The organism is Mycobacterium sp. FW102-FHT13B02 (genome assembly GCF_058790275.1).
Genome location: NZ_JBYTCM010000001.1, coordinates 347,179 through 366,998, shown reverse-complemented (window position 1 = coordinate 366,998; position 19,820 = coordinate 347,179). Strand labels below are relative to the sequence as shown.

Below are 19,820 nucleotides of genomic sequence, written 5' to 3'. Positions count from 1 at the left end.
CCAAACAGGTTACTCAAGCCAGGTAATCGGGCGGCAGTCCCTTGAACATGTCGCGGCACATGCGAACCGCAGTCTCTGACCCACCGCCGCCGACGATCAGGGCCGCGAACGCCATATCGCCGCGGTAGCCGGCGAACCAGGCGTGCGAGCCGCCCTGGAATTCGGCCTCCCCGGTCTTCCCGCGCACGTCGCCGCTGCCCCGCAGGTCCTTGGCCGTGCCGTTGGTGACCACGAGCTGCATCATGGGCCGCAACCCATCCAGCATCTTCGGGCTGATGGGGGCCGTGTTGCCGGTGACCGTGGTCGAGCGGCCTTCGATCAGTTGCGGGAGCGGGGTCTTCCCGGCCGCGACGGTCGCCGCCGCCAGCGCCATCCCGAACGGGCTGACCAGTACCTTGCCCTGGCCGAAGCCGTCTTCGGTGCGCTCCGCCAGGTTCACGGTGGGCGGCACCTTCCCGGTGACGGTGTCGATGCCGGCGACCTGGTAGTCGGCACCGATGCCGTACTGGGCGGCCGCGTTGGTCAGCGCTCGCGGGGGCATCCGGCTGGCCAGCTCGGCGAAGGTGGTGTTGCACGAGTTGGCGAAGGCCTTGGCCATCGGGACGACGCCGAGGTCGAATCGGTCGTAGTTCGGGATGGTGCGCTGCCCGATGTCGATGGTGCCGGGGCAGCCGAGCAGCGTGTTGGGCCCGGCCATGTCGGTTTCGATGGCAGCACCGGCGGTGATGATCTTGAACGTCGACCCGGGCGGGTACAGACCCATGGTGGCGGTCGGGCCGTCGACATCAGCGGCTGCGTTCTGCGCGACAGCCAGGATTTCGCCGGTCGAGGGCTTGATCGCGACGATCATCGCCTTGCGGCCCACCATGTTCACCGCATCCTGAGCGGCGTTCTGCACGTTGCGGTCCAGGCTGATGGTGATCGACGGGGCCGGCTTGCCCGGCACCTCGTTGAGGACGTCGATGTCGGCACCGTTCTGGTTGACGCTCACGACGCGCCAGCCGGGCTGACCGACCAGCTGATCGGCCACCTGCTTCTTGACCTCGGAGACGATGGCCGGCGCGAAGTGGGGATCGGTGGGCACCATCTCCGGCTGCGGGGTGATCTCCACGCCCGGCAGATGGCCGAGTGCCGCAGACACCTTGTCGTTGTCCTCGCGGCGCAGGGTGATCAGGTTCAGCGGTGCGGTGGACGAGCTGGCCTGCTCCGCGAGCCGCTGAGCGTCCATGGTGTTGTCGAACTGCCGCAGCACGTCGGCGACCACGCGCGAAGTCCGCATCAGGTCACCGGCGGCAGAGCGTGCATTGAGCGCGTAGTTGTAGTGGTACCCAGGTACCAGAACGTTGCTGCCACCCAGCTCGTTGACCGAGGCCCGGACGGGCTGGTCGGCGCGCAGCTGGAAGCTCTGGTGCTCCCCCAGGTTCGGGTGCAGATCGGTACTGCCCCAACGCACTTGCCACCGGGTGTCCTGCCGGATCATGTTGAGCTGGCCGGTGTAGGACCAGGTGCGATCCTTGGGCAGGTGCCAGGTGTACCGATAGGTGATCTTGCCGGTGTCCTGGGTGTACTTGGAGCCGAGCACCTGCGCGTCGAGTTTGGTGGCCTGCAGACCGGCCCAGGCCTGGTTGATCGCGGTACGTGCGTCATTGGGCTTGTCGGCCAGGTCAGCGGCGGCGCCGGTGTCCCCGCGGCCGAGGGCGGCGAAGAACGCCTGCGCGGTGGGCTCGGGGCCGTTGGGTTTCGGAGTGCATGCCGTCATCGCTCCTGCGACCGCGACCACCGACAACAACGCGGCCGAGCGTGAAACGGATGATGTGTGCGTTGCCATTGAGGCTGATGTTAGAAGTGTGGCAAGCAAGTGGCACGGAGGCACACCGAGACGTAACCGTGACAGTTTTGTGAGCGCCCGGACGCAGGACGTCCGGTGTGAGGTCACGCACGCAGCGCGGGTGTCAGTCCAGCAACACCGTTGCGTAGGTGCCCAACTGGTTGAACCCGATGCGCCGGTAGATGGCGCGGGCCGGGGTGTTGAAATCGTTGACGTAGAGGCTGGGGGTCCGCCCGCTGCGCAAAACCGCCGACGCCAGGGCCGCCGTGCCCGCCGCACCGAGACCGTGGCCACGCCGATCCGGATGCACCCACACGCCCTGGATCTGACCGACCCGCGACGTCTGCGCCCCGATCTCGGCCTTGAACACGACCTGGCCGTCCTCGAAACGTGCCCAGGCCCGCCCGGCGGCGATCAGCCCCGCCAATCGGCGGCGGTAACCGCGACCGCCGTCGCCCATGCGCGGGTCCACCCCCACCTCGCCGATGAACATGTCCACTGCCGCAACGACATACGCGTCCAGCTCGTCCATCCGGACCGGGCGTACCGCAGGATCGAGCGCGCATTGCGGAGCGTCGGACAGCGTCAGCAGCGGCTGGCAGTCCCGCACCTCGCGGGCCGGGCCCCACACCTGGGCGAGTTGCTGCCACATCGGCAGGACCAGCTCGGCGCGACCCACCAGGGACGAACACCGCCGCGGCGCGCTCATCACCTTGTCCGCGAAGATCATCATGTCGGCCGCGGTCCCGCGCATCGGGATCAGATTCACCCCGGCGAAGCACAGCGACTCGGTGGGCAGACCGCGGGTCCACAGCTCGCCACCGATCGCCACCGGATCAAGGCCGTGATCGCCCACGCGGGCGGCCACCATGCAGGTGCCCACCGGGTCCTCGTCGAAGACCTGCTGCACCTGGGCGACTTCGCGTACCACTGAGATCCGGCGCGCATCTGCGATCCGGAACAGCGGAGGTGCCGACATTCACCGACCTTCTTGTGTGCGTGTGTGAGTGATGCGGTAGCTGGGCGTGCTAGGTGACCGGAGTCACAAGACTGAGCTCAGCTTACGGTCACGACGGGCGAACCGCTCGCATCGGTGCCGGACTCGGCCGCGATTCGCATGGCCTCTTCGATCAGGGTCTCGACGATCTGCGACTCGGGCACGGTCTTGATGACCTCGCCGCGCACGAAAATCTGGCCCTTGCCGTTGCCGGAGGCCACGCCGAGGTCGGCCTCGCGGGCCTCGCCCGGTCCGTTGACCACGCAGCCCATCACCGCGACGCGCAACGGCACGTCGAGCCCGTCGAGGCCCGCTGACACCGCGTTGGCCAGCTTGTAGACGTCCACCTGCGCACGACCGCACGACGGGCAGGACACGATCTCCAGGCCGCGCGGGCGCAGGTTCAGCGACTCCAGAATCTGGTTGCCGACCTTGACCTCTTCGACGGGCGGCGCGGACAGCGACACCCGGATGGTGTCGCCGATGCCCTCGCTCAGCAGCGCCCCGAACGCGACGGCGCTCTTGATGGTGCCCTGGAACGCGGGGCCGGCCTCGGTCACGCCGAGGTGCAACGGGTAGTCGCACTTGGCGGCGAGCTGGCGGTAGGCCTCGACCATGATCACCGGGTCGTTGTGCTTGACGCTGATCTTGATGTCGCCGAAACCGTGCTCCTCGAACAGCGAGGCCTCCCACAGCGCCGACTCGACGAGCGCCTCAGGAGTGGCCTTGCCGTATTTCTCGAGCAGCCGCGGGTCGAGCGAACCGGCGTTGACGCCGATGCGGATCGGGATGCCGGCGGCGCCGGCAGCCTTCGCAACCTCCTTGACCCGGCCGTCGAACTCCTTGATGTTGCCCGGGTTCACCCGCACCGCGGCACAACCGGCGTCGATGGCCGCGAAGATGTACTTGGGCTGGAAGTGGATGTCGGCGATCACCGGGATCTGGCTGTGGCGGGCGATCTCGGCCAGCGCGTCGGCGTCCTCCTGGCGCGGACAGGCCACCCGGACGATGTCACAGCCCGACGCGGTCAGCTCGGCGATCTGCTGCAGCGTCGCGTTGACGTCGTGGGTCTTGGTGGTGCACATCGACTGCACCGCGATCGGGTAGTCGCTGCCGATGCCGACGTCGCGCACCATCAGCTGGCGGGTCTTGCGACGTGGCGCAAGTGTCGGTGGTGCCGGCGGCTCACTGCCAACGCCTGGCATGCCCAAACCGATGGAGGTCATCACGGTCTCCTACTGGAAGATTCGAATGGGGTTCACAAGGTCAGCCGTCACTGTCAGCAGCATGTAGCCACCGATCACGACCAGCACCACATATGTGGCAGGCATCAGCTTGAGGTAGTTCACCGGCGCCGCGGCGACTTTGCCGCGGGACGCGCGAATCATATTGCGCAGCTTCTCGAACACCGCGACCGCGATGTGTCCGCCGTCGAACGGCAGCAGCGGGAGCAGGTTCACCGCACCCAGGACGAAGTTCAGCTGCGCCAGGAAGAACCAGAACATCACCCACAACCCGTGGTCGACGGTGTCGCCGCCGATGATGCTAGCCCCGACCACACTGATCGGGGTTTCCTTGTCGCGCTCGCCGCCGCCGATCGAATGGATCAGCGCACCGACCTTGGTCGGGATTTTCGCCAGCGACTTGCCCAGTTCGACGGCCAGGTCACCGGTGAACGTGAAGGTCGCAGGCACGGCGGTCAGCACGTTGTAGTGAGTCGGTCCGGGCTGCGCCGCAGCAGTGACGCCGATGGCGCCAACCGTGGCCGCGGTGTCGGAGTCCTTGGCGGTGAATCGTTGGGTCTGCTCGACGTCGACGGTGGTGGTGAACGTCCGGCCGCCGCGTTCGTAGACGACGGGGACAGCGCCGCGCAGGCCTCGGATGGCCTTCGCCATCTCCTCGAACGTGCTCACCGACTGGCCACCGACCTTGACCACGGTGTCCCCGGCCTTCAGTCCGGCCGCCGCGGCGGGCCCGGCACCCGGATGGGGGCACGGACCGAACGGGTTGTCCCCCGTCTTGGCGATCTGCGGGGCCACACAAGCGGTCTCACCGATCACCGCGGTGGTCGCCGGATGCAGGTTGGGCAGGCCCCACGTGACGGCGATGCCGTAGATCAGCACCAGCCCGATGACGAAGTTCATCGCGGGGCCGGCGAACAGCACGGCGACGCGCTTCCACACCTTCTGCTTGTACATCGCGTACGGCTCGTCCGCGGGCGCGATCTCGTCGACCGACGTCATACCCGCGATGTCGCAGAAGCCGCCCAACGGCACGGCCTTGAGTCCGTACTCCGTGGTGCCGAGCCGGTTGGGCCGGTGCGTTGACCACAACGTCGGGCCGAAGCCGACGAAGTACCGCCGCACCTTCATTCCGGTGGCCCGGGCCACCCACATGTGGCCGCACTCGTGCAGGGCCACCGACACCAGAATGGCCAGCGCGAAGAGCGCAATGCCGATCACGAACATCATCGGGCGGGCACAACCTCCTGTGCGATGGTGCGCCGTGCCCGGTCTCGGGCCCAATCCTGCGCATCAAGTACGTCATCCACGGTACTGGGTTCGGCGGCCCATTGATCCGCAGCGCCCAGCACGTCGGACACCGTCCGCACGATCGCCGGAAAGCCGATACGTCCCTGCAGGAAAGCTTCGGCAGCCTCCTCGTTGGCGGCGTTGTAGACGGCGGTCAGGCAGCCACCCCGCGTCCCGGCCGCGCGCGCCAGCCGGACCGCCGGGAAAACGTCGTCGTCCAGCGGCTCGAACTCCCAGGTCGACGCCGCGGTCCAGTCGCAGGCCAGCGCCGCGCCCGGGACCCGCCCCGGCCAGCCGAGGGCCAGCGCGATGGGCAGTTTCATGTCGGGCGGGCTGGCCTGTGCCAGTGTCGAGCCGTCGGTGAACGTGACCATCGAATGCACGACGGACTGCGGGTGCACGACGACGTCGATGCGGTCGTAATCGATGCCGAACAGCAGGTGGGTCTCGATGAGCTCCAGCCCCTTGTTGACCAGCGACGCCGAGTTCAGGGTGTTCATCGGCCCCATCGACCACGTCGGGTGGGCGCCGGCCTGCTCAGGTGTGACGTCCTCGAGCGCGGCGGCCGACCAGCCCCGGAACGGCCCGCCCGAGGCGGTGAGTACCAGCCGGGCCACTTCGTCACGCGTGCCGCCGCGCAGGCACTGGGCCAGCGCCGAATGCTCGGAGTCCACGGGCACGATCTGCCCGGGCTGCGCCGCCTTGAGCACCAGCGGCCCGCCGGCGACCAGCGATTCCTTGTTCGCCAGCGCCAGCCGGGCACCCGACTGCAGTGCGGCGAGCGTCGGCTTCAAACCGAGCGCACCGACCAGCGAGTTCAGGACGACGTCCGCCTCGGTCTCCTCGACGAGCCGGGTGGCTGCGTCGGTGCCCGCGTAGGTGACGTCGCCGATGCGCTCGGCCGCGGCGGCGTCGGCCACCGCGATGTTGGTGACGCCGGTCTCGACACGCTGCCGGGCCAGCAGTTCGGCGTTGCCGCCGCCGGCCGCCAGGCCGACGATCTCGAACCGGTCGGGGTTGACGGCGATCACCTCCAGGGCCTGGGTACCGATCGACCCGGTACTGCCGAGCACCAGGACTCGTAGCCGCTCACTCACGTCTCTATTGTGCCGCTCGATCGCAATATCCGAGTACATGGTGTGCCACTGGCGAAATACGCGGTCAGAACCCGGCCACCACCAAATACGACCGAGTGTCGTATGTAAGAATGTCGGCAATCCATCGGATCGTTAAGGAGTAGCCGTGGCCACCACCGAGGTCGAACGAAGCACCGGCGTCGATGTCGAAGACGTGCCCTCCGCCGAGTGGGGCTGGTCCAAGATGAACCGCGGCGTCATTCAGGCCGGCGGCATCCTGTCTGCTCTCTTCCTGCTGCTGATGCTGCGCGGCAACCACGTCGGCCACGTCGAGGACGCCTGGCTCATCGGGTTCTCCATCCTGCTGTTCGTCATCGTGATCCGCGGCTGGTGGCTGCGTCGTCGCGGCTGGATCCGCTGACCACAGTCCAAACGGCAAAGGCCACGAACTCTTTCGAGTTCGTGGCCTTTGCCGTTTGACCGCCTAGGCTGCTACGGGCTCACTGCGCCGCCGGTCGGTATGGAAGAAGGTGACGATCGTCGTTGCACCGCAGATCAGTCCGACCGTCCCGATCAGCTGCGGTCCGGTGATGCGGTCGGCCAGTCCACCACCGACCGCCGCGCCGATCATGAACGAACCCAACAGAGCGAAATATCCCAGCCAGTCGTACACGGTGCCGCTGCCACAGATATGCCGCTCCAGGCCTTGCCCCAGCTTGACCACAGTGCCGGTGACGTAACTGAGCGGCACCGCCACTTCACCGCGCTTGACGAAACTGGTGTTGAGCGCGCCGACCGAGAAACAGATGATCAAGATGCCCGTGAAGTTGACATCCTCGTAGTACCAGCCGTCTTCGAAGATTTCGACGACCGTCGCCACCAACAAGCCGACAGTGACCAACGCGGTGGCACCGTGCGGGTGGTTCTGCCAGAACTTGCGCCGCAAGAATGACGCGACGAACACGCCCAGCACGAACGCGGCCATCAACGACAGCGCCGCCTGCGGCCCGGCCCCGGCCACCTTCTGGCGTTCGGCGACGTCGAACCAGCCGAGCACCGCGCGTTCGGTATTGCCCGTCATGAAGGTGACGAAGTAGCCGGCGCTGTGCAAGAACGCGACCGCGCCGATCATGCCTGCCAACCACGACAACAGCCACGACAGCCGCGCCTCCGGTCCGACTGCGGCTTCCCTGCTTACAACCCTGTCGGGCGACTGCTCATCCACCGGCACATTATGTACGGCGCGGATGGCGATACAGCGCGCGCGAACAGGTCCGTACTCAGCGACTCTGTGACTGACAGGTGAAGGTCAGCCGGGCATTTGACAGGTTCACCGGTGATGCGGTGGATGGCAGTGGCGTCGACGGTGAGGCCATCGCTGAGGTGCGCGTGGTCGGTCAGGCTCATATCGGGCTTGCTTTGCCTAGATGGGCGTTACGTGACGGCGTGGCTGCGGGCATGGGCGATGGCGTCGTCCAGGGTGTCGATGAGATGGTTCTCATGGCGCAGGGAGTCGATGATGCCGACCCCCGCAAGGAGTTCGCGATGCTCGGGCCGGACGCCCTTGATGATCACCGTGATTCCCTGGGCCTCAAGGTCTTCGACGATCTGGGTGAGGGTGTGTGCGCCGGTGGCGTCGAGCATGCCGAGCTGAGACAGCCGAATGATGACGACCGACGTGTCGGGATGGTTGCCATCGGTGATGGCGGTTGAAATCCGTTCGGCCGCACCGAAGAACATGGCGCCGTCGAGCCGCAGCAACGCGATGCGCTCGTCGCCGGTCAGGTACGGCCCCGGCAGGTCCTCGCGCGTGACGCTGCTGCGTTGGGCCAGCGCGCGCAACGCGAACAGCGCCGTCGCCGCAATGCCGATCTCGACGGCCTGAATCAGATCGAAACAGACGGTGACGGTCACGGTCAGCAGGAAAGTCACCGCGTCCGAACGTGTGGACCGAAGAATCCGCATGACAGTCTGCGGTGCGATCATCCGGCACGCCGTCACCATCAACACCGCCGAGAGCGCCGCCAGCGGGATCGTCCCGACCAGTCGGCTGATCAGATACACCACGGCGAGGAGCACCACCGAGTGCACGATCGCCGCGACGCGAGTCCGCGCACCCGAGCGCACATTGACCGCGGTGCGGGCGATGGCTCCAGTTGCCGGCATGCCGCCGAACACTCCAGAGGCCACCGAAGCCAGGCCCTGCCCCACCAGTTCCCGGTTGGGGTCGTAGGGGCCGGTCGAGGACATCGTCGCCGCCACCCGCGCTGACAGCAGCGACTCGATGGCGGCCAGCGCCGCGATCGCCAGTGCCGCGCCGACCAGGGAGTGCAGCACCGCCAGATCGGCGTGTGGCCACACGGGTGCGGGCAACCGCGACGGCAGCGCCCCGATCCGCATCGCGCTCAATCCGGTACCCGCCACCACCACGGTCGCCACCACGACGGCCACCAACGACGCGGGCACAGCGCGATGCAGCCGGGGCAGCCCGATCATCAGCGCCGCCACCAGTGCGGTGACGAGGAGCGCCGGCCGCGCCACGCCCATCTCGATGTGCGAGACAACCACGCCTGCGGCAGCCAGCGGCGACCGTCCGGCAGGCACCGACTGCCCGAACGCGGCCGGGACCTGCTGCAGAAAGATGATGACGGCAATACCCAGGGTGAAACCCTCGATCACGGGCCACGGGATGAACGTCACCGCACGCCCGACGCCGGTGACACCAGCCACCACGACGATCACCCCGGCCAAGATGGTGACCACGGCGACGCTGCCCAGTCCGTATTGGGCCACGATCGGCGCGAGTACCACCGTCATGGCCCCGGTCGGCCCCGACACCTGTACGTGCGAGCCGCCGAATACCGCGGCCACCAATCCCGCAACGACCGCGGTGACCAGCCCAGCCGCCGCACCGACACCCGAACTGATGCCGAACGCCAGCGCCAACGGCAACGCCACCACCCCGACCGTCACCCCGGCCAGGACATCACGCCGCCACGAGCGGCGCAGGCCCGCATAGTCCTTGCGGGATGGCAGCAAGCGAGCGATCCGGTCGGCGGCGATATTGATCATCGGTTGGTTCCGATCGGCGGCAGCGAGTCGACAGCATCGAGCTGATCGCGTTGGGCGGCAAGGGTATCGGCGAGGAAGGTGCGCGCGATGAGCAGCAGTTCGGCGATCTTCGGATGCGCCAGCGTGTAGTGCACCGCGTTGCCGGTCCGATACCTGGTGACGACGTGATGGCGTTTGAGCACGGCCAGATGCTGCGAGAGCAGCGTCGGTTCGATGTCACTGGCCGCGAGGATGTCACTCACCGGAGTCGGGCCGTCGGAGGTCGACAAAATCTCCAGCATCCTGATGCGAGCCGGATGCGCCAGCGACTTGAACAGATTCGCCTTGATCTCGTGCAGCGGCCGTTCGGGGCCATCGAGCACGCTGTCGACCATTACCACACCTCTAATTGATGGATTGATGAAATTCGCAATCCATCATAGCGCGTCAGACCCATCGAACCGATTCACGTGATCGGCGGGCGCCCAGACAACCCACAGGCTCGCGCAGCAGAAAATTGTGGGCTGGGTAACATTCGCGACATGACCGTCGCCGACAACACGATCGATCTGGGCGATCAAGCCTCTTTTACTGGCTTACGGGCACTGGGCCGCGGTCCGCTCATCCAGTACACCTGGATCTACGAACGTCCGGTCGACCTCGATGGATTGCGCCGCCTACACCGCAACTTGGGATCCGGCGGACTGCTGGGCCGCCGGATCGAACGGTCGCCATTGCCGTTCGGACGGCACCGGTGGGTCCGCTCGACCGGACCGATCGATCTCGACATCGCCACCGAGACGCGGCCTGTCGCCGAGCTGGACGACTGGATCAACGAACGCGCATACCAACCGGTCGACCCGGAACACGGCCCGCCCTGGCACCTCGGGGTGCAGCCGCTCGAAGGCGGCGGTGCCGCCGTGTCGCTCGTGGTGTCGCACACCGTCGGTGACGGCCTGGCCATCGCCGAAGCCGTCACCGAAGCGGTCAATGGCGAACCACGCGACCTCGGCTACCCGGCACCCGGCGCCCGGCCCCGGCGCCAGGCGCTGCGCGAAGACCTCCGCCAGACGGTGCGTTCGGTACCCAGTTGGTTCAAGGCGGTGGTCGGGGCCGTGAAGATCGCCCGTGACCAGAAGGGCGACCTGGCCGCGTCGGCCAAATCGGTGAAAGCACCCGTCTCCAGCGGGATCACCACGCCGGTGTCGCCGCCGTTCGTCACGGTCCATGTCGAGATCGACGAGTGGCACCAGCGCGCCAAAGCCCTTGGCGGCACCAGCAACGTCATGTTCGCCGCCCTGGCCGCACAGATCGGTCAGGTCGTGGGACGGTTGGGCGAGGACGGAAAGGCCATGCTCTCGTTCCCGGTGAACATCCGGACCGAAGGTGACACCCGGGGCAACGCGCTCAGCACCATCACCGTGATGGCCGACCCGGAGAAGGTCAGCACCGACCTGGGCGAGTTGCGGGGCGACATCAAGCGCGAACTGGCCGGTGTCGACGAGTGGACCCGAATGATGCTCACGCCACTTCCGCTCACTCCCCTGGTGCCGAAGTTCGCGGTGCGACGCCTGGAGAAGATGGTGCTCAAGGTCGGCAAGCCCATCGGCTGCTCGAACCTCGGCCTGTTCCCCGCCGCGTTCAACCGGCCCGACGGCACCGAGGCCGACAACTTCCACGCCCGCCTGGTCGAGCCGGGACTGACGCCGGTGGACCTCGAGCGCCTGAACGGCCACCTGTTCCTGGTGTTGTGCCAGACACCGACGTCGATCATCGTGACGGTCACCGCATGGGAGCCGGGCGAGTCGAACACCAAAGCGGCACTGGCAGATTCCACTCGAAAGGCGCTGGACGAGCTCGGCCTCACCGGAACCGTCGACTAAGTTACCGAGTAGTACCATCGGTTTCGTGGACAGTACCGCGAGCGCCCAGAACGGCTCCGTCGAGGATGCCTCGACCCCCAGCCGCATCCTGGTGGCGACGGCGGAAGTGCTTGCCCGTCAGGGACAAACCAAGCTCAGCCTGTCCGAGGTCGCCATGCAGGCCGGCGTCTCGCGCCCCACGCTGTACCGCTGGTTCGCTTCCAAAGATGCGCTGCTCGAGTCGTTCGGGCGGTACGAGCGCGACTTGTTCGTCGACGGCATGACCGCCGCCACCGAAGGGCTGCGGGGCAACGAAAAGCTCGATGCCGCACTGCGATTCATCGTGCAATATCAGAAGACCTACTCCGGGGTGCGAGTCATCGACATCGAGCCGGAGGCCGTGTTGGCGCAGCTGCCCAACGTCGTCCCGATCATGCGAAGCCGGTTGCAGAAGCTGCTCTCGGGGCCGAACGCCGAATTGAAGGCCGCGACCGCCATCCGGATCGCGGTGTCGCACTACCTCGTCCCGAGCGACGACACCGAGCAGTTGCTGGCGCAGCTGCGCCACGCCGTCGGCCTGCGCTGACCGGTCTCAGCCCTCGGCCGCCAATTGCCCACAGGCAGCGGCGATTTCACGCCCGCGGGTATCACGCACCGTGCACGACACGCCGGCCGCCTGCACCCGGCGCACAAATTCGCGCTCGACAGGTTTCGGGCTCGCGTCCCACTCACTGCCCGGGGTGGGGTTCAACGGAATCAGGTTCACATGCACCAGCGGACCGAGCGCTCTGTGCAGCTTCTTGCCCAAAAGGTCGGCCCGCCAAGGCTGATCGTTGACATCGCGGATCAGCGCGTACTCCACCGACACCCGCCGACCGGTCACGTCGGCGTAATACCGCGTGGCGTCAAGGACTTCGGAGACTTTCCACCGGTTGTTCACCGGCACCAGGGTGTCGCGCAGTTCGTCGTCCGGGGTGTGCAGCGACAAGGCGAGCGTGACGCCCAGCTTCTCGTCGGCGAGCTTGCGGATCGCCGGGGCCAGGCCGACGGTCGAGACCGTCACCGACCGGGCGCTGATCCCGAAACCGTCAGGAGGTGATGCAGTAATTCTTCGAACGGCCGCCACCACGCGGTTGTAGTTGGCCAGCGGCTCCCCCATACCCATGAAGACGATGTTGGACAGCCGGCCGTCATGCTCATTGCGCATCGCGGCCGACGCCGCCCGCACTTGCTCCAGGATCTCGGCCGTCGAGAGGTTCCGCTTCAGACCGCCCTGGCCGGTGGCGCAGAACGGGCAGGCCATGCCGCAACCGGCCTGCGACGAGATGCAGACGGTGTTGCGCTGCGGATAGCGCATCAACACCGACTCGAACGTCGTGCCGTCCACGGCACGCCACAGCGTCTTGCGGGTCTCCCCCGCATCGCACTGCACTTGACGGGCCGGGGTGATCAGTTCGGGGAACAGCGCGTCGGCCACCTGCGTCCGCACCGCGGCGGGCAGGTCCGTCATCTCCTGCGGGTCGGCGATGAGGCGGCCGTAGTACTGGTTGGCCAGCTGCTTGGCGCGGAATTTCGGCAGTCCCAGCTCGGCGACGGCCGAGACGCGGCCGTCGGCATCGAGGTCGGCCAGATGGCGCGGCGGCATGCCGCGCCGCGGCGCATCGAAAACCAGAGGAAGGGAAACGGCCATAACGGGCTCCAGTATCGCATCGACCGGACCCCGCAAGAGAAATCACAGCCGAAAATCGTTGGACGGGGCCGCCGTAACCGGTCACCATGGCGCCATGCCACCCCGCCCCGCGTCACTCCTGGCCTTCATCTACGCGTTGGGTTATCCCATTGGCGCCCTTGCCGTTTCGGCCCTGGCGCCCATGGCAACACTGGTGTTCCGGTTCGGTCTGGCGGCCGCCATCCTGACCACATGGGCGCTGGCCGCGCGTGTGAAATGGCCCACTGGCACCCGGCTGGTGCACGTCGTCATCAGTGGTCTGCTCACCCAGGCCGTGCAGTTCATCTGCTTGTATCTGGCGCTGATGCACGGCGCCCCGGCCGTGTTGGGCGCCGTGGTCATCTCGATGAACCCCGTCGCCACCGCTCTGCTCGCGGCCGTGTTCCTGGGCGAACGACTGACGGCCATGCGCGTCGCCGCTCTGGTTCTGGGCGCGCTGGCGGTGCTCGCGGCGTGTGCCCAGCGACTACTCATGGTCGGCGGGGTCGACGCGGTGATCGTGCTGCTGGCCGTCTCGCTGCTGGCGCTGGCCTCGGGCGGCGTCTACCAGCAGCGGTTCTGCCGCGGAGTGGATTTCCGCGCCACCGCGGCGCTGCAGAACGCGGCGTCGTTGATTCCGGTGGCGATCCTGGCCGCCGTCATGCCGTGGACCGTTACCAACCCGCACACCGCCGTCTTGGCGGTCGGCGCCGTGGTGCTGCTCAACGCCACCCTGTGCATGACGCTGTACGTGCGGGCCATCGATCGCTACGGCGCCGCCGCGGTGGCCATGCTGTTCGCCGTGATCCCCGCGATTGCGGGTGTGTTGTCGTGGCTGCTGCTGGGCCAGCGGCCCGACCTGGGTGTGGTGGTCGGCCTCGCGCTCGGCGCGCTGGCCTGTTGGCTCAACTCGCGAGCTGTTGCGCGGACCGTCAGGCCAGCAACTCCAGCACCAGCCACGCCGCCACGGCAGACGGCAGAATCGAGTCGATCCGGTCCATCAGACCGCCGTGACCAGGCAGCAGAGTGCCCATGTCCTTGATCGCGAGGTCCCGCTTGACCTGCGACTCCACCAGGTCACCCAGGGTGCCGGTGATGACGAGCATGATGCCGAGCGGCACGCCGACCCACAGCGGCCTGCCGGCCAGGAAATGCACCGACAGCACCGAGACGATGATGCTGAACAACAGCGACCCGCTGAAGCCCTCCCAGGACTTCTTCGGGCTGATCGCCGGCACCATCGGGTGTTTACCGAACAGCACGCCGGCCGTGTAACCGCCGATATCCGAGGCCACGACGCCCAGCATCATGCAGAACACCTGCATGGCGCCCTCGTGGTAGCCGCCCTGGTTGGGGTGGATCAGGAGCGCCGTGAAAGCGCCGAACAGCGGCACCCAGGCGGCCAGGAAGATCGTCACCGAAACGTCACGCGTGTAGTTGACCGGCGCGGCTTTCAGACCTCCCGACAGCAGCCGCCAGATCATGCACAACGCCACCGTGGCGCCGAACGCGCCGAGCGCACCGGCTTCCCGGTACGGCCAGGTCAGCCAGATCATCGCCTGGCCACCGATCAACAGCGGAATCACCGGGACGGCGTAGCCGCCTTCACGCAGCCGCCGCACCACTTCGTGGGTGGCCAACGCGACGGCCAGGGCCACCAGCGCCACCCACAGCTGCGGGGCCCACAACAACGTCGCGATGACGGTGCCGCCGAGGACGACGCCCACGGAGATGGCCGCGGGCAGGTTGCGGCCGGCGCGCGATGTCTTCTTGGGCTCCCCGGTCGGAGCGGTATCGGTGGTCACGAAAGTCACGGCTGGGAGGTGCTAGACCTCCAGCAGCTCGCCTTCCTTGTGCTTCACGAGGTCGTCGATCTGAGCGGTGTAGGTGGCGGTGGTCTTGTCCAGATCCTTTTCGGCGCGCGCGACCTCGTCCTCGCCGGCCTCGCCGTCCTTCTTGATCCGGGACAGCTCGTCCATCGCCTTACGACGGATGTTGCGCACCGACACCTTGGCGTCCTCGCCCTTACCCTTGGCCTGCTTGACCAGTTCCCGGCGGCGTTCCTCGGTCAGCTGCGGGATGGAGATGCGGATGACGCTGCCGTCGTTGCTCGGGTTGACGCCGAGGTCCGAGTTCCGGATGGAGTCCTCGATGGCCTTGAGCTGATTGGCCTCGTAGGGCTTGATGACCACCAAGCGCGCCTCGGGGACGTTGATGCTCGCCAGCTGGGTGATGGGCGTCATCGAGCCGTAGTACTCGATGTTGATCCGGTTGAACATGCCCGGGTTGGCCCGGCCGGTGCGGATCGACGCCAGGTCGTCACGCGCCACCGAGACGGCCTTGTCCATCTTCTCTTCGGCATCGAAGAGGGTTTCCTCGATCACTTGTTATCTCCCGTCGCTCCCGCTCGCCCGGCCACCCAGCTCTAGCTGGCGACCAGCGTTCCGATCTTCTCACCCGCGACCGCGCGTGCGATATTGCCTTCAGTCAGCAGATTGAAGACCAGCATCGGCATGCCATTGTCCATGCACAGGCTGAACGCGGTGGCATCGGCGACCTTCAGGTCGCGTTCCAACACCTCACGATGGGTGATGGTGGCGATCATCTGGGCGTCGGGAACCTCACGCGGGTCTGCGGTGAAGACACCGTCGACGGCCTTGGCCATCAGGACCACCTCGGCACCGATCTCCAGCGCGCGCTGCGCGGCGGTGGTGTCGGTGGAGAAGTAGGGCAGCCCCATACCGGCGCCGAAGATGACGACGCGCCCCTTCTCCAGGTGCCGGCGCGCCCGCAACGGGATATAGGGCTCGGCGACCTGTCCCATGGTGATGGCGGTCTGCACGCGGGTGTCGATGCCTTCCTTCTCCAGGAAGTCCTGCAGCGCAAGGCTGTTCATCACGGTGCCGAGCATGCCCATGTAGTCACTGCGCGTCCGCTCCATGCCGCGCTGCTGCAGCTGCGCGCCGCGGAAGAAGTTGCCGCCGCCGATGACCACGGCGACCTGCACACCGCCGCGCACCACCTCGGCGATCTGTCGGGCGACAAGAGCCACGACGTCGGGGTCCAGGCCCACCGCACCGCCGCCGAACATCTCGCCACCGAGCTTGAGCAGTACTCGTGTATAGCCCGGCCGGATCACACTCTGGCCACCGTTGTCTGCCTCGTTGTCTGGGCTGGCCATCAGACTCCTTCGGTCCCCACACGTCACAGCTGCCCCGGCGATCGGCAGCGGCTCCATCCTGCCTCATGACGATCGGGCCGGAGGCAAGGAGGGTGGAACCCGATGGATAGACCCGGCTACCCGGCCGGCTACCCCAGGTGCGCCTGCAACAGCCAAGCGCGAACCGACTTGAGGCCGCTCGGCTCGTCCCTGACGTCGACGTCGGCGAAACCGGCACCGGGTGACCCGGACCCGCCGAAACCCTCGGGCATGTTGCCGTGGATGCGGGCCGGTGAGATGTCGTCGATCACCCAGTACTTGCCGACCACCTCGCGCAGCTCCTCTTCGGTCACCGGGTTCGCCGGGCCGGCGGGCATACCGCCGCGGTCGAAGACGAGAACGATGTAGGTGGCGCCGGGAGCGGCGGCCCGCACGATCGACCGCTGGTAGCCGTCGCGGAGTTCGACCGGCATGGAGTGAAAAAGGGTGCTGTCGATGATGGTGCCGAAGCGCCCGTCGTATCCGGTGAAGTCACTGATGTCGGCCACTTCGAAGCTCGCGCTGTGCGCCCCGCGTTTGGCGGCTTCGGAGCGGGCCAGTTCGATGGCGGTCGGTGACTGGTCCAGGCCCACCGTGGTGAAGCCACGCTCGGCCAGGTAGATGGCGGTGGCGGCTTCGCCGCATCCGGCATCGAGCACATCGCCGTGCACCTTGCCGGCGTCGATCAGCGCAGCGATCTCGGGCTGCGGCACTCCGATGCTCCACGGCGGGCGGGCTCCCATCTCGGGGGCCTCACCGCGGTACGCGGCTTCGAACATTTCATCAGTTGATCCGGTCATACCTCCGGTTTATCAACGGCGTTGATACATGTCAATATAGTTGACATGTTCGACGACGTTGAGGACGCTCCCCTGGGCTACCTGCTGAACCGCATCGCCACCGCGCTGCGCAGCAACATCACAGCCGACGTACTCGAACCACTGGGCCTGACCTTCCCACAGTTCGTGTGCCTACGCATCGTCGACAACCAGCCCGGCATGTCCAATGCCGAGATGGCCCGCTTCATCGGGGTCTCACCGCAGGCCATGAACATCGTGGTGCGCGCGCTTCAGGAGCGCGAACTCATCACGCGACCGTCGACCGTCGCAGCCGGAAGATCGCGACCCACCGAACTGACCCGGGCCGGGCGCACCCTGCTGGGCAAGACCGTCGCCGGCATCCGCGCCGCGGACGACGCCCTGTTGGCCGGCCTCACCGAGGGTCAGCGCCGCGAGTTCCGCCGTACGCTGGTCACCCTGCTGCCGCCCGACTAGGGAGTCAGAGGATCGCCGCGGCGACGATCAAGCCGACCGCCAGGTACGACGCCGCGACGTCGAGCACGACCGGGGTGAACTTCTGCTCCGCGAGCATGTCGCCGATGTCGAGGCCCTTGACGAAGCCGATCAGCCGCACCGACAGCGCCTGCGCCGCAATGCCAACCAAGCCGAACGCCACCGTCTTGATGAGCCCGCCCGTCAGGTCGCCAGATGAGCTGTAGATCGCCAGCACCACGATGAAGGCCATCGACACCACGCCCGAGGCCGCCACCGCGGCGGCATTCGGGTGTCCCGTGCGCACCAGTTGGCGCAGCGGTCCGGGTGTGGTCCAGTCGATCACGAAGAAGCCGAGGATCATCAGCGCGACACCGACGATGGCGTACATCGCGATGGCCGTGGCGCCGTGCCCGACGATCGACCAGTAATCGGTACCCAGAGCGGTGAGGGTCATGACGTTAGTTCCTTCCGGTCACTGCGGGATGCGGTGGGGCACAAAGGCTGCGCCGTTGTCGGTAACCAGGCCCGAGGTCTCCCGGATACCGAGTCCGGCCGATTCGTCGCCGACGATCCAGGCGCCCAACGCGGGCCGCATGTCGTCGAACTGCGGTAGCGGATCGAGTAACTGGTACACGTAGCCCTCTTCGCCGTACACGCCGCCGGTCTGCGTCTCGAACCCGGCACCGACGATCGTCACGTTCGCCCCCTCGCGGCCGAGCTTGGGCTTGCGGACGTATTCGGTGAGCTCGTGTGGGTCGTCGACATATGCCGGCAGCAGGTTCGGGTGCCCCGGATACATCTCCCACAGCACCGCCAGAATGGCCTTGTTGCTCAGCAACGACTTCCACAGCGGCTCGACCCACATGGTTTCCGGCAGGGATTCGACTGCGTAGCGGCCGAATTCGTCGTCGAGCACCCATTCCCACGGGTAGAGCTTGAACAGCGTCGAGATCGGCGCCTCTTCCAGGTCGACGAAGCGCTTGAGGTCCCGGTCCCAGCCCAGCTGCTCGATGGCCAGGCCCACGGTGTGCAGCCCGGCCTCGGCGGCGCACTCCTGCAGGTAGGCCAGCGTCACGTTGTCCTCACCGCTGGTGTCGGCGGACGACCAGGTGAAATGGGTTTCGTTGCCGGGCAATCGATCCCGGATTTCCTTCCACCGTTCCACCAGCTTCTCGTGCAGCGAGTTCCACTGGTCGTCGTTCGGGAAGACGTCGGTCTTCCAGTACCACTGCAGGATCGACGCCTCCAGCAGCGACGTCGGAGTGTCGGCGTTGTACTCCAGCAGCACCGGCGGCCGGCGGCCGTCGTAGCGCAGGTCGAAGCGGCCGTACAGGTGCGGATCGCTGCGCCGCCAAGACTTTTCGATGTGTGGCCAGCTCCATTCCGGGAGCCCGAAGTCGCGGTAGCGCTCCGTCAGCACCACCTGCTCGACCGCCTCCAGGCACATGGAATGCAGCACCTCGACCGACGCCTCGATCGAGAGCACCTCGTCCATGTCGAAGACGTAGTGCACCGACTCGTCCCAATACGGGCGGGCATTGCCGCGCGCATCGGTGGCGGGCGTGTCGAAACACATGCCCTGCTTGGCGATGATCTGCTGCCACCCCGGCCTCGGGGTGCTGCGTTCGCGCCGCATCAGCTACCCGAGCTTCCGTGGCTCGACGAGCCAAAGCCGCCGCGGGAAACCGACGAGCCGCCCTTGGAAATGGACGTGCCGGATTTCGTTGTGGCCGTGGTGCCTTTCGGCAGAGTCAGGGTGCCACCATGCGCGATGCTGCCGATACCGCCGTTGGAACCACCGTAGTAATAGCGGTACGACGATCCGGCATAGAAGAACGTGCTGCCGCCCGAACTGCGCCCACTGTCGCAGTAGCTGTCCGGGACCACCTCGTTGGTGCCGTCCTTGACGCAGCTGGCACTCGTCTGATCGTCATCGTGGAAGATCGCGTAGCCGGCCGCGACGACCGCCACCACGCCGACGCCGACCGCCGAACCGATCAGTACCTTCTTGCCGGTGGCCGCGCGCTTGCGGGCCTTCTCCTGCTTCAGCGCCTCGATCTTCTCCGCAGCCTCACGGGCTCGCTGCGCCTTATCTCTGGCGCGCGCCTCGGCGACGCTCGGCTCGCGCGGTTTGGCCGTGGCCGGGTCCTGCCAGCGAACAGAGCCATGGGGGGCTTCCGGCGCCGGACTCGGCTGAAACTCCAGATCGGGATTCAGCTCGGGTTCCGGCGTGAAGCTCGGCTCGGAACCCGGCGCCGGGTCAGGCCCCTTACCGTCAGCCGACGCTCGCCACG

At 67.0% G+C, this 19,820-nt stretch carries 21 protein-coding genes; 5 read left to right on the top strand and 16 right to left on the bottom strand.

Annotation, left to right across the window (positions count from 1 at the left end; translation table 11 throughout):
* Positions 1–13 precede the first annotated feature (13 nt).
* The 5 genes from AC3WTE_RS01775 to dxr all read right to left on the bottom strand — a co-directional run bounded on the left by AC3WTE_RS01775 (position 14) and on the right by dxr (position 6,492).
* The gene (locus AC3WTE_RS01775; protein ID WP_492435122.1) at positions 14–1,828 is read right to left on the bottom strand and encodes a penicillin-binding transpeptidase domain-containing protein; all 1,815 of its coding nucleotides are present in this window, start codon (positions 1,826–1,828) and stop codon (positions 14–16) included.
* Between the two features lie 124 nt (positions 1,829–1,952).
* Entirely contained in the window at positions 1,953–2,807 is an 855-nt protein-coding gene (locus tag AC3WTE_RS01770) for a GNAT family N-acetyltransferase (RefSeq protein WP_492435120.1), read from the bottom strand.
* Positions 2,808–2,884: 77 nt separating this feature from the next.
* Positions 2,885–4,051 (bottom strand): flavodoxin-dependent (E)-4-hydroxy-3-methylbut-2-enyl-diphosphate synthase, encoded by a 1,167-nt coding sequence (gene ispG / locus AC3WTE_RS01765; protein WP_492435118.1) that lies wholly within the window; start codon positions 4,049–4,051, stop codon positions 2,885–2,887.
* Positions 4,052–4,060: 9 nt separating this feature from the next.
* Positions 4,061–5,296, bottom strand: a complete 1,236-nt coding sequence (locus AC3WTE_RS01760; RefSeq protein ID WP_492435116.1) for a M50 family metallopeptidase — start codon at positions 5,294–5,296, stop codon at positions 4,061–4,063.
* On the bottom strand, positions 5,293–6,492 hold the full coding sequence (gene dxr / locus AC3WTE_RS01755) for a 1-deoxy-D-xylulose-5-phosphate reductoisomerase (RefSeq protein WP_492435114.1): 1,200 nt from the start codon (positions 6,490–6,492) through the stop codon (positions 5,293–5,295). The genes AC3WTE_RS01760 and dxr overlap by 4 nt, the downstream gene beginning before the upstream one ends.
* A 106-nt stretch (positions 6,493–6,598) precedes the next feature.
* Between dxr and AC3WTE_RS01750 the strand changes: the two genes are divergently transcribed.
* Positions 6,599–6,853: a DUF2631 domain-containing protein gene (locus AC3WTE_RS01750; RefSeq protein WP_043393662.1), complete on the top strand. Its 255-nt coding sequence runs from the start codon at positions 6,599–6,601 to the stop codon at positions 6,851–6,853.
* Positions 6,854–6,916: 63 nt separating this feature from the next.
* Here AC3WTE_RS01750 and AC3WTE_RS01745 read toward each other — a convergent pair whose 3' ends face one another.
* The 3 genes from AC3WTE_RS01745 to AC3WTE_RS01735 all read right to left on the bottom strand — a co-directional run bounded on the left by AC3WTE_RS01745 (position 6,917) and on the right by AC3WTE_RS01735 (position 9,878).
* Positions 6,917–7,657, bottom strand: coding sequence for a YoaK family protein (locus tag AC3WTE_RS01745; RefSeq protein ID WP_492435112.1), 741 nt, complete (start codon positions 7,655–7,657; stop codon positions 6,917–6,919).
* 209 nt (positions 7,658–7,866) lie between these two features.
* The gene (locus AC3WTE_RS01740) at positions 7,867–9,504 is read right to left on the bottom strand and encodes a SulP family inorganic anion transporter (protein WP_492435110.1); all 1,638 of its coding nucleotides are present in this window, start codon (positions 9,502–9,504) and stop codon (positions 7,867–7,869) included.
* Positions 9,501–9,878: an ArsR/SmtB family transcription factor gene (locus AC3WTE_RS01735; RefSeq protein ID WP_492435108.1), complete on the bottom strand. Its 378-nt coding sequence runs from the start codon at positions 9,876–9,878 to the stop codon at positions 9,501–9,503. Before AC3WTE_RS01735 ends, AC3WTE_RS01740 begins: the two co-directional genes overlap by 4 nt.
* Positions 9,879–10,025: 147 nt before the next feature.
* On the opposite strand from AC3WTE_RS01735, the gene AC3WTE_RS01730 reads away from it, so the two are divergent.
* Together AC3WTE_RS01730 and AC3WTE_RS01725 are read left to right on the top strand one after the other, a co-directional pair.
* Complete coding sequence (locus AC3WTE_RS01730; protein ID WP_492435105.1) at positions 10,026–11,366, top strand: wax ester/triacylglycerol synthase domain-containing protein; 1,341 nt, start codon at positions 10,026–10,028, stop codon at positions 11,364–11,366.
* Positions 11,367–11,391: 25 nt separating this feature from the next.
* Positions 11,392–11,931 carry a TetR/AcrR family transcriptional regulator gene (locus AC3WTE_RS01725; protein ID WP_492435103.1) on the top strand — a complete coding sequence of 180 codons (540 nt, stop codon included), beginning with the start codon at positions 11,392–11,394 and terminating at the stop codon, positions 11,929–11,931.
* Between the two features lie 6 nt (positions 11,932–11,937).
* Here AC3WTE_RS01725 and rlmN read toward each other — a convergent pair whose 3' ends face one another.
* On the bottom strand, positions 11,938–13,035 hold the full coding sequence (gene rlmN / locus AC3WTE_RS01720) for a dual-specificity RNA methyltransferase RlmN (RefSeq protein ID WP_492435101.1): 1,098 nt from the start codon (positions 13,033–13,035) through the stop codon (positions 11,938–11,940).
* Between the two features lie 94 nt (positions 13,036–13,129).
* Here rlmN and AC3WTE_RS01715 point away from each other — a divergent pair, with 94 nt between their 5' ends.
* Complete coding sequence (locus tag AC3WTE_RS01715) at positions 13,130–14,095, top strand: DMT family transporter (RefSeq protein ID WP_492435099.1); 966 nt, start codon at positions 13,130–13,132, stop codon at positions 14,093–14,095.
* Here AC3WTE_RS01715 and AC3WTE_RS01710 read toward each other — a convergent pair.
* The 4 genes from AC3WTE_RS01710 to AC3WTE_RS01695 all read right to left on the bottom strand — a co-directional run bounded on the left by AC3WTE_RS01710 (position 13,986) and on the right by AC3WTE_RS01695 (position 17,052).
* Positions 13,986–14,858, bottom strand: coding sequence for a phosphatidate cytidylyltransferase (locus AC3WTE_RS01710; protein ID WP_492435476.1), 873 nt, complete (start codon positions 14,856–14,858; stop codon positions 13,986–13,988). The genes AC3WTE_RS01715 and AC3WTE_RS01710 overlap by 110 nt on opposite strands.
* A gap of 21 nt (positions 14,859–14,879) precedes the next feature.
* Positions 14,880–15,437, bottom strand: a complete 558-nt coding sequence (frr, locus tag AC3WTE_RS01705; protein WP_492435097.1) for a ribosome recycling factor — start codon at positions 15,435–15,437, stop codon at positions 14,880–14,882.
* A gap of 41 nt (positions 15,438–15,478) precedes the next feature.
* On the bottom strand, positions 15,479–16,234 hold the full coding sequence (gene pyrH / locus AC3WTE_RS01700) for a UMP kinase (protein ID WP_492435095.1): 756 nt from the start codon (positions 16,232–16,234) through the stop codon (positions 15,479–15,481).
* Between the two features lie 128 nt (positions 16,235–16,362).
* Positions 16,363–17,052 carry a class I SAM-dependent methyltransferase gene (locus AC3WTE_RS01695; RefSeq protein WP_492435093.1) on the bottom strand — a complete coding sequence of 230 codons (690 nt, stop codon included), beginning with the start codon at positions 17,050–17,052 and terminating at the stop codon, positions 16,363–16,365.
* A gap of 45 nt (positions 17,053–17,097) precedes the next feature.
* On the opposite strand from AC3WTE_RS01695, the gene AC3WTE_RS01690 reads away from it, so the two are divergent.
* Positions 17,098–17,526 carry a MarR family winged helix-turn-helix transcriptional regulator gene (locus AC3WTE_RS01690; protein WP_492435091.1) on the top strand — a complete coding sequence of 143 codons (429 nt, stop codon included), beginning with the start codon at positions 17,098–17,100 and terminating at the stop codon, positions 17,524–17,526.
* Between the two features lie 4 nt (positions 17,527–17,530).
* Here AC3WTE_RS01690 and AC3WTE_RS01685 read toward each other — a convergent pair whose 3' ends face one another.
* From AC3WTE_RS01685 to AC3WTE_RS01675, 3 genes are read right to left on the bottom strand one after another with little or no spacing between them, the layout of a single operon-like run.
* Positions 17,531–17,980: a DUF350 domain-containing protein gene (locus AC3WTE_RS01685; RefSeq protein WP_492435089.1), complete on the bottom strand. Its 450-nt coding sequence runs from the start codon at positions 17,978–17,980 to the stop codon at positions 17,531–17,533.
* Positions 17,981–17,998: 18 nt separating this feature from the next.
* Positions 17,999–19,162: a glutathionylspermidine synthase family protein gene (locus AC3WTE_RS01680; RefSeq protein WP_492435087.1), complete on the bottom strand. Its 1,164-nt coding sequence runs from the start codon at positions 19,160–19,162 to the stop codon at positions 17,999–18,001.
* The gene (locus AC3WTE_RS01675; protein WP_492435475.1) at positions 19,162–19,743 is read right to left on the bottom strand and encodes a hypothetical protein; all 582 of its coding nucleotides are present in this window, start codon (positions 19,741–19,743) and stop codon (positions 19,162–19,164) included. The genes AC3WTE_RS01680 and AC3WTE_RS01675 overlap by 1 nt, the downstream gene beginning before the upstream one ends.
* Between the last annotated feature and the right edge of the window lie 77 nt (positions 19,744–19,820).